Origin of the sequence: Bacteroides cellulosilyticus DSM 14838, assembly GCF_000158035.1 — a bacterium.
Lineage (GTDB): Bacteria > Bacteroidota > Bacteroidia > Bacteroidales > Bacteroidaceae > Bacteroides > Bacteroides cellulosilyticus.
Genome location: NZ_EQ973491.1, coordinates 1,164,816 through 1,173,806 on the forward strand (window position 1 = coordinate 1,164,816; position 8,991 = coordinate 1,173,806).

General features: G+C 43.7%; 6 protein-coding genes. All 6 read left to right on the forward strand.

Translation table 11 applies throughout. The features are described 5' to 3' along the window. Positions 1-391: 391 nt before the first annotated feature. Positions 392-2,566 (forward strand): hypothetical protein, encoded by a 2,175-nt coding sequence (locus BACCELL_RS16730; RefSeq protein WP_007213123.1) that lies wholly within the window; start codon positions 392-394, stop codon positions 2,564-2,566. A gap of 777 nt (positions 2,567-3,343) precedes the next feature. Beyond that, positions 3,344-3,832, forward strand: a complete 489-nt coding sequence (locus BACCELL_RS16740; RefSeq protein ID WP_007213125.1) for an HU family DNA-binding protein — start codon at positions 3,344-3,346, stop codon at positions 3,830-3,832. A 64-nt stretch (positions 3,833-3,896) separates the two neighbouring features. Continuing rightward, on the forward strand, positions 3,897-3,989 hold the full coding sequence (locus tag BACCELL_RS26555) for a smalltalk protein (RefSeq protein WP_007215796.1): 93 nt from the start codon (positions 3,897-3,899) through the stop codon (positions 3,987-3,989). 270 nt (positions 3,990-4,259) lie between these two features. After that, positions 4,260-5,492 carry a Cof-type HAD-IIB family hydrolase gene (locus tag BACCELL_RS16745; protein ID WP_007213126.1) on the forward strand — a complete coding sequence of 411 codons (1,233 nt, stop codon included), beginning with the start codon at positions 4,260-4,262 and terminating at the stop codon, positions 5,490-5,492. Further along, positions 5,489-7,540, forward strand: coding sequence for a DUF3352 domain-containing protein (locus BACCELL_RS16750; RefSeq protein WP_007213127.1), 2,052 nt, complete (start codon positions 5,489-5,491; stop codon positions 7,538-7,540). Before BACCELL_RS16745 ends, BACCELL_RS16750 begins: the two co-directional genes overlap by 4 nt. A 14-nt stretch (positions 7,541-7,554) precedes the next feature. Continuing rightward, on the forward strand, positions 7,555-8,619 hold the full coding sequence (locus tag BACCELL_RS16755) for an alcohol dehydrogenase (protein WP_007213128.1): 1,065 nt from the start codon (positions 7,555-7,557) through the stop codon (positions 8,617-8,619). The last annotated feature ends 372 nt before the right edge of the window (positions 8,620-8,991 follow it).

Here is an 8,991-nt window from a genome sequence, read left to right on the forward strand (position 1 = left end):
ATACAAAGATGATTTTCTTTCTCAGTGAACCCTCTTGCAATGGCAGTCTCGGAATTGTAAGCAAATCCTCAATCTTGAAAAAGTTGAAGCGTGGTGAATAATATTTTCAAAGACTATACAGTCTACTACCGCTATAAGGGCAAGTTCCACAAGCAACTCCATTAATGCAGTCTCACCAAATTTTCTACCTTAATTAATGAAATAGCATTCTGTTATTCTCAGAAACGTCTTGCTTATTTATTTGAACTTTGATTTCGGACGAGTTAAGGTGTTTAATTCGTAATTCTGCTTATTCCAATTTAAGGAATAATATAATTTTGAGGTGATTTCAATACATTAATCCATATTACTAGAAAATATTTCGTAATTTTGCAATCATAGAATTCTAACCATGCAAGAACTTGATTTAGGAATACTCAAAAATGGAAAGTTTATAAGACAAGGAATATCCTATCCTGGTCTTATGGCGAGTCGTATCAAAAAATCAAGTTCTTTTCTACAACCTTTATTTGAAGCTTTTAGTAATTCATGGGAGGCTGTTTGTGGCAATGATTATGATATAACGATTGAGTTATGTCACAATAAAGCACAAACTCTATTTGGCGAAGAATGCTCATTTTCGTCACTTCAGATTGTTGACCACGGTTATGGATTTACGGATGAAAGTTTTGAACGCTTTTCTCGTTTGTTTGATAAAACCAAGAATAAGAATAATTTAGGAACTGGACGTGTTCAGTTTTTACATTCATTTCAATACACTCAGATAGACTCAATCTATTTGGAAAGTGATGGGTGTAAGTATAGACGTCGAATTTTATTATCTTTGTCATTCGAAGATAAGCACAAAGCTGTTATTTGTGCTACAACCCCTACAAAGGTGGAATATGATAGTGAAATACAAACGATAGTAGCTTTCTTTTCAGTATTAGATGATGAGGATAGGAAAAAAATAAATAAGCTCTCTTGCGTTGAGATTAAGGATATCGTATTAAAGCGATATCTTAATAAATTTTGTCTTGAGAGGGAACATCTTAATAAGATTCAGATTAACCATTATGTAAATGAAGCCTTCGATAATGAAGGCTCTGCGGCTATTACTATTGATGATATTCCAACTCCTGATTATGAAGACTCTTTTGATATACATTACTCAATTCTTGGAGAAAAAGGGAAAAGTATAGATGTTTGTATGGACACCGAGAAATTTGAAATTCGCGGTTATAAGCTACCATCATCCATACTTCCAAAAAATGAAGTTCGATTAACGAGTAAAGGAGAATCTTTTGCGACACCAGGCTGTGATTTTGCTTTGATTACGGAAGCTCCTCGAATTGAATCCCACATTTGCTTCTTGTTTTTAATATCAAGTAACTATTTAACTCAAAAGGACTCTGATGTCAGAGGTAATCTTGATATTTACACTCGTTCACATTTTTTGGAAAATAGGAATCTCTTTATGGGTAGGAAAGAGATTCTAATTGATGATATAGAAACAAAAGCTGAAGATAAAATCATCGCTCGTTATCCGTCGTTCCGCCAAGCTAAGGATAAAGCAGATGAAAATTTGGATGCTCTGGCAAAAATGTTTTCCATAAATAGGAAGACAATGGAAGACGCAGGCGTAAAAAGCAGTGACAGCGATTCTGTAATTTTACGTAAGGTGTACACTCATTCTGCAAATAGGAAAGCGGAAAACGACACCAAAATAAAGATCATCGTTGACTCTATTTCTAATTTGGATCCCAATGATAAGCGATTCCAAAGTCAGTTAAATAAAAAGGTATCCGAATTAAATAAAGCCCTACCAATTTCTGTTAAAGAAGAACTCTCAAATTACATAGCTCGTCGAACGCTTGTTTTATCATTAATGGAACAAGCCATAAACGAACGATTAAAAATACAACTAAAGGAGAAAACAGGGAAAAAATCTGGTAAAAAAGGTAATAGTAAAAGTCAACCTGAAGCAATCTTACATAATATTCTTTTCCCTAAACATTCATCTTCTCCAATAGAGAGTAATTTATGGATGCTTAATGATGAGTATATTCATTTCGAAGGCTTGTCTGAAACGGAATTAAATGATGTCATTATCGGCGGCAAGAAATTATTTAAGGAAAATTTTTCATCTGAAGAAGAGGCTTATAAACTACGAAATCAGGGAACTCTTGACGTAGGAATGCGTAGACCTGATGTCTTATTGTTTCCTGAAGAAGGTCGTTGTATTATAATAGAATTTAAGGCACCCGGTGTAGATGTTTCAAAACATCTACATCAAATCAATCAATATGCTTCCTTAATACACAATTTGTCTGATGAAAGTTTTAAATTTAATTCTTTTTACGGATACTTGATTGGGGAGAACGCTGATATTTACTCTGTAATAGATTCAGATGGCGATTTCCAATTTTCTCAGAGTCTGGGTTATATTGTAAGACCGCATAAAGGGATTCCGGATCTTTTTGGAAGAGGAGCAGCGTCTTTATACACTGAAATTATTAAATTCTCAGATTTACTTAAACGCGCCAAATTGAGAAATAAAATATTCACGGATTCTATAAACGGATAATCTAATTCTGTATAAGTTGAGAATTAATTGTTAGTACGGAAACTGAGTGTAAATACTTAGTTCCCGTAAAGATTACAGAAAAATATCGCAACTCTAAAAATATTTAAATCTTAAGTATAAATTGCTTGAGCTTCAGATTGGTGATAATATTTGAGTTTGAATAAAAGTATTTTCTTAACTTCAGGATAAGCTGTCTCCCCCAGAAACTTCGTAGTCTCCACTACCGTAAATATAGCAAAAAGCCACTTCCCAGGAAAGGCAAAGGTACGGCGAACACACGGATAAATTCGACTTTGCACATCGTGCCTTTATCTGTAAAAAGAACTGTTTTCAATCTTAACTATCTTTCTCATAATGTCTATTTTTTTATAATACTCTAAGAGGGACATCCCAACGGTAATAATAGATTTTCACTTTGTTTCTGCAACAAGGAAGTGTTCCCGAGTATATGCCCCGGGGCTGAGTATGAAACTTTTATAAAACAATTTATCAGTTCTTGACGTAGATAAAAGAAAATTTATAAAGGCGGTCATTGAATTCTCCGGATATACTACCGTGTTTTCTTCCTGTTTTTTGAGTAGGTATGTGATATGTACATACGAGTAAATGATGATTCGCTCTTACAAGGCGTATAGGGCTTATATTGTATAGGTGTATAGCTTTGAAATGTCATAGTAAGTGTTCATTTGAGCTTTATAGAAGTTGCCGCATCTTTGCAACGTTAACGTTAGCGAAGAGATTTTGAATATGATTTATTTAATTTAAAAAGAAAGAACTATGAGTATTTTGTATAAGAAGGTTTGGAGATTATTAAATCCCCTTGATAAGAAATCGGCAAAGAAGGTATATCCGGTAATCACCTATAAGTATGGTGTGGCGATGGATTTGAAGCAGATTGCGAAAAAGATCAGCCGACTTTCCGGTGTAAGTGAAGGTGTGGTGAACTCTGTGCTGAAAGATTTTCGCACGGAGTTGAAAGAAGAGTTGCTTTTGGGGCGGTCGGTAAATATTGACGGACTGGGATTTTTTTATCTTGCCGCCCGTAGCAAGGGGGCGGATACAGCAGAGGCGTTTACGGCGAATGACATCACTGGCTTGCGCGTTTGTTTCCGTGCCAACAAGGAAATTCGTATTACAGCTAACGGAAGCACCCGCTCCGAAGGACTTAGCCTCAAAGACGTGGATCGCATCAATGACGAACTTCCTACAGAAGGTGGTGGCCCGTCGTCACCTGATGGAGGAATAGTGGAAAACCCGCTTGGGTAAAGTCTAAAGCTGAGGAACTTGGAAATTAAAAAAATGAAGAATTAAAAATTAAACGATTGTATTTATGAAGAAGTCTGTTTTGAAAAAAATACTGAAAGTAGTGATGGCTATTGTTTCGGCTGCGCTGGGAGCACTGGGGAACAATGCAATGAAGTGATGACGAGGAGATATAAGATCTGAGTTAAATAATAGATAGGGGAGTGTCGGAATTCAGGCACTTCCCTATATTTTTAATGAACCATTCCGTAAAATAAAGATCGTAAAAAAGCTATTCTGTGGAGTCAGTACCGTACTTATTGCACTAGTGAGTAAAAGAACTATGTGTAAATAACGAATGAAAATGCGTAAGAAAAAACTCGTTACTTAATTGTGTTTTCGCCTGAATAACTTTACCTTTGTTTTCATAAACCTAAAAACCCGGTAAGTCATGAAATACAAACTATTAGTTCTTGATGTAGACGGAACTCTGCTCGATAGTGAGAAGAAAATCAGCAAGCGCACACTGGCCGCCTTGTTGAAAGTGCAACAGATGGGCGTACGCATCGTATTAGCTTCCGGCAGGCCCACCTATGGCCTTATGCCCATTGCCAAGGCTCTGGAACTGGGCAATTACGGAGGCTTCATCCTCTCCTACAATGGCGGGCAAATTATCAATGCTCAAAGTGGCGAACTACTCTTTGAGCGTAGGATAAACCCTGAAATGCTGCCCTATCTTGAAAAGAAATCCCGTAAGAACGGGTTCGCCATTTTTACGTATCACGAAGATACCATCATCACCGACTCGCCCGAAAACGAGCACATACGCCACGAAGCCGAGCTGAATGGCCTGAAGATAATTGCCGAAACCGAATTCTCGATAGCGGTGGACTTTGCCCCTTGCAAGTGCATGCTGGTAAGCGATGACGAAGAAGCTCTCGTGGGACTGGAAGACCACTGGCGCCGAAGGTTGAACGGAGCGCTGGATGTATTTCGTTCGGAACCCTATTTTCTGGAAGTGGTGCCCTGCTCCATTGATAAATCCAATACGCTGGGCGCCTTGCTTGAGAAGTTGGGTATCAACTCCGAAGAAGTCATCGCCATCGGCGACGGAGTTTGCGATGTCTCCATGATACAATCCGCCGGACTGGGCATCGCCATGGGAAACGCCCAAGACTCGGTGAAGGTCTGTGCCGACCGCATCACCGCCTCCAACGATGAAGACGGCGTGGCCGAAGCCGTGGAGAAAGCAATACTTGCCGAAATCCGCCCCGCCGACGTGCCCCTGGATCAACTTAACCAGCGTGCCCGCCATGCATTGATGGGAAATCTGGGCATACAATACACTTACGCCTCCGAAGACAGGGTAGAGGCCACTATGCCCGTGGACGAACGTACCCGCCAACCTTTCGGCATCCTGCACGGAGGTGCCAGCCTGGCATTGGCCGAAACCGTGGCCGGACTGGGTTCCATGATACTTTGCAAGCCGGACGAAATAGTGGTCGGCATGCAAGTCAGCGGAAACCATATCTCCTCCGCCCATGAGGGGGATACGGTAAGGGCGGTGGCGACCATCGTGCATAAAGGCCGCTCCTCGCATGTGTGGAATGTGGATGTGTTTACTTCCACGGCCAAGCTGGTGTCTTCGGTGCGTGTAGTCAATAGCATACTGAAAAAGGGATGATCGAAAATGAATTGGACAACGGGCCACAAGAACCACCCGTTGAATCCGCTAAGAAGAATAATACCCGGACCCTCGTAAAAAGAACACTTGCGATTGCCGGTTTAGCCTTGGTTGTATATTTTTTGTACTCCATCGTTCACCTGTTTGTTTCGCCCGACCGCAACATTCAGCAAATCTACTTGGTGCCCGAAGACGCAGCATTTATCATCCAGTCCTCGGCGCCCATCGACGATTGGGCAAAGTTCAGCGGAAGCGCAACCTGGCAATGTCTGAAGCGGGCGAAAGCCTTTGAGGACGTCACCCGGAATGTGGAAACGCTCGACACCGTGGTCCGAAGCAATAAAATGTTGTTATCGCTTGTGGGCAAACGGGATATGCTCATCTCGATCCATAAAGTCCGTGCCCGCGATTGGGATTTTCTGATTGTGCTGGACATGCAAAAGGCCTCCAAGATGGACTTGTTGAAGAATCAGCTTGAAACGGTGCTCACCATGGCGGGCAGTTCCGTAACCAACCGGATGCACAACGGGATTAACATCCTCGAAATGCGCGATCCGGATACACGCGATATTTTTTATTGCGCCTTCGTGGACAACCATTTTGTAGGTTCCTATACCTCCAAACTTGTAGAATCGGCCATCGACTCACGCAACAAGCCCAAAATCGGTCTCGATCATTCTTTTATCGAAGCCGAAAAACTGGTGTCCGGCAAAGGACTTGTCCGCGTTTTTATCAATTATGCACGCCTGCCCCAATTCCTGAATATTTATCTGGGAACCGGAAACGAGTACATCGATATGTTCAGTAATTCCATGGATTTTGCCGGACTCTATTTCAATACCGACCACAAACGGATGGAGGTGAAAGGATATACCTTGCGGAAAGACACCGCCGATCCGTACATCATGGCCTTGCTGAACTCGGGTAAGCACCGGATGAAAGCCCACGAAATCCTGTCCGGACGGACGGCACTCTATACCAACATCGGTTTTAGCAATCCGGTGACATTTGTAAAGGAACTGGAGAATGCACTCGCGGTCCACGATCCGCAATGGTGCGAATCTTATAGGAGTTCCCGGAAGAAGATTGAAAGCCTGTTCGACATCTCTCTGGAAGAAAACTTCCTGAGCTGGATGTCGGGAGAATTTGCCATTACCCAATCCGAGCCGGGGCTGTTGGGGCACGATCCGGAACTGATTCTGGCCATCGGCGCCAAAAGCATCAAGGACGCCCGTAAGAATATGGAGTTTATAGAAAAGAAGATCAGGCGACGCACCCCGCTCCGGATAAAGACGGTTGATTATAAGGGATTTGAAATCAACTATGTGGAAATGAAAGGCTTCTTCCGTTTGTTCTTCGGAGGGCTGTTCGACAAGTTCGAAAAACCCTATTACACGTACGTGGACGATTATGTGGTGTTTAGCAACAAAGCCTCGTCTCTGCTCTCATTTATAGAAGATTACGATCAGAAGAACCTGTTGAAGGATAATCCGGGCTTTAAAAATGCCTTCTCGTACCTGAATTCGAGCTCTACCGTTTTCTTATATACGGATGTACATAAGTTTTATTACCAGTTGAAGCCTATGATGAATGCCGTTACGTGGGGAGAGATACAATCGGACAAGGACATTGTCTACTCATTTCCCTATTGGACCATGCAGATTACGGGAGACGGCCAGTCCGCCTCGTTGCAATGCGTGATGGACTATAAACCTTATCAACCGGAAGAAGCGGCCGTAGCGGTGGTGGTGGACGATGAAGCCGACGAAGTAATGAACGAAGATGCCGAAACGGAGAAGGAGCAAATGAGTGAGTTGCAACGCTTCTATGTTGAGAAATTTGAGGGCAACGTCTTGCGGGAGTTTTATCCCGAAGGAGCGCTGAAGAGTGAAGCGGAAGTGAAAGAGGGAAAGCGCCACGGACGCTATCGCGAATATTATGAGAACGGCAAACTGAAACTCCGCGGAAAATACGGAAATAACATACCCAAAGGCACATGGAAGTACTATACGGAGGAGGGAGAGTTTGAACGGAAAGAGAAGTATTAAAAAAGAGAAAAACAATGCTTGCATATACTTATATTGAACACGGAAAATTTGAACTTATAGAAAAACCGAAACCCGGGTTGAAAGACCCCCGCGACGCCATTGTCCGCGTGACGCTCGGCAGCATCTGCACCAGCGATTTGCACATCAAGCACGGTAGCGTGCCGCGTGCCTTGCCCGGAACCACGGTGGGGCACGAAATGGTAGGCATCGTGGAGCAAGTGGGCGCGGACGTCACTTCCATCAGGCCCGGCGACAGGGTTACGGTGAACGTAGAAACCTTTTGTGGCGAATGCTTCTTTTGCCGACACGGATATGTGAACAATTGCACCGATGCCAATGGTGGTTGGGCACTGGGTTGCCGCATCGACGGAGGTCAGGCCGAGTACGTCCGCGTGCCTTATGCCGACCAGGGACTGAACCGCATTCCGGATGCGGTGAGCGACGAACAAGCGCTCTTTGTGGGCGACGTGCTTGCCACGGGCTTTTGGGCGGCCCGCATATCGGAGATTACCGAAAAGGATACGGTGCTCATCATCGGCGCCGGCCCTACCGGAATCTGCACCCTGCTTTGCGTGATGCTCAAGCACCCCCGCCGCATCATTGTTTGCGAGAAATCTCCTGAAAGAATACGCCTTGTGTGTGAACATTATCCGGACGTACAGGTGGTGAAGCCGGAGGATTGCCGGGAGATTGTGTTGCGGAGTAGCGATCATGGCGGAGCCGACGTCGTGCTCGAGGTGGCAGGAACCGACGACACCTTCCGTCTGGCGTGGGAGTGTGCACGCCCCAATGCCATCGTCACCGTGGTGGCTCTCTACGACCGCCCCCAGGTGCTTCCCCTGCCCGATATGTACGGAAAAAACCTGACCTTCAAGACCGGTGGCGTGGACGGGTGCGATTGCGCCGAGATACTTCGCCTGATTGAAGAAGGCAAGATAGACACCACGCCACTTATCACACACCGCTTCCCGTTGAATGAGATTGAGGAGGCTTACCGGATTTTTGAAAATAAACTGGACGGGGTGATGAAAGTTGCGGTGTCTGAAAGAGAAAAGAAAGAATTTGGAACGAAAAAGTAATGAGCCAAATGATTAAGTAATACTATCTTAATTCTCCTCCTCCTGGGAATTGCTCTCCCCCGATAACGGGGGAGTCGGAGGGGGTGGAGTACCCGTAGGGGGAGGTGGTAGGTGAGAAAATAATTCCTTATTTATATGATTCATTGGTATTTCTTGCTTTACCTACCACCCCGCCCTCTGGGCACCCCTCCTCCGTCGGAGGAGGGGAATTGAGATACTCTATTTACTCAATATTGAAATACTCATTTACTTCATAACCTTATTAAAAAGAATACAGCCTTATGCCCATTATTGAAATATCTTCCTTGTCGCACCCCGGAATCGAGGTGTTCTCCACCCTCACCGAGGCCCAGTTGCGCAACCGCATCGAGC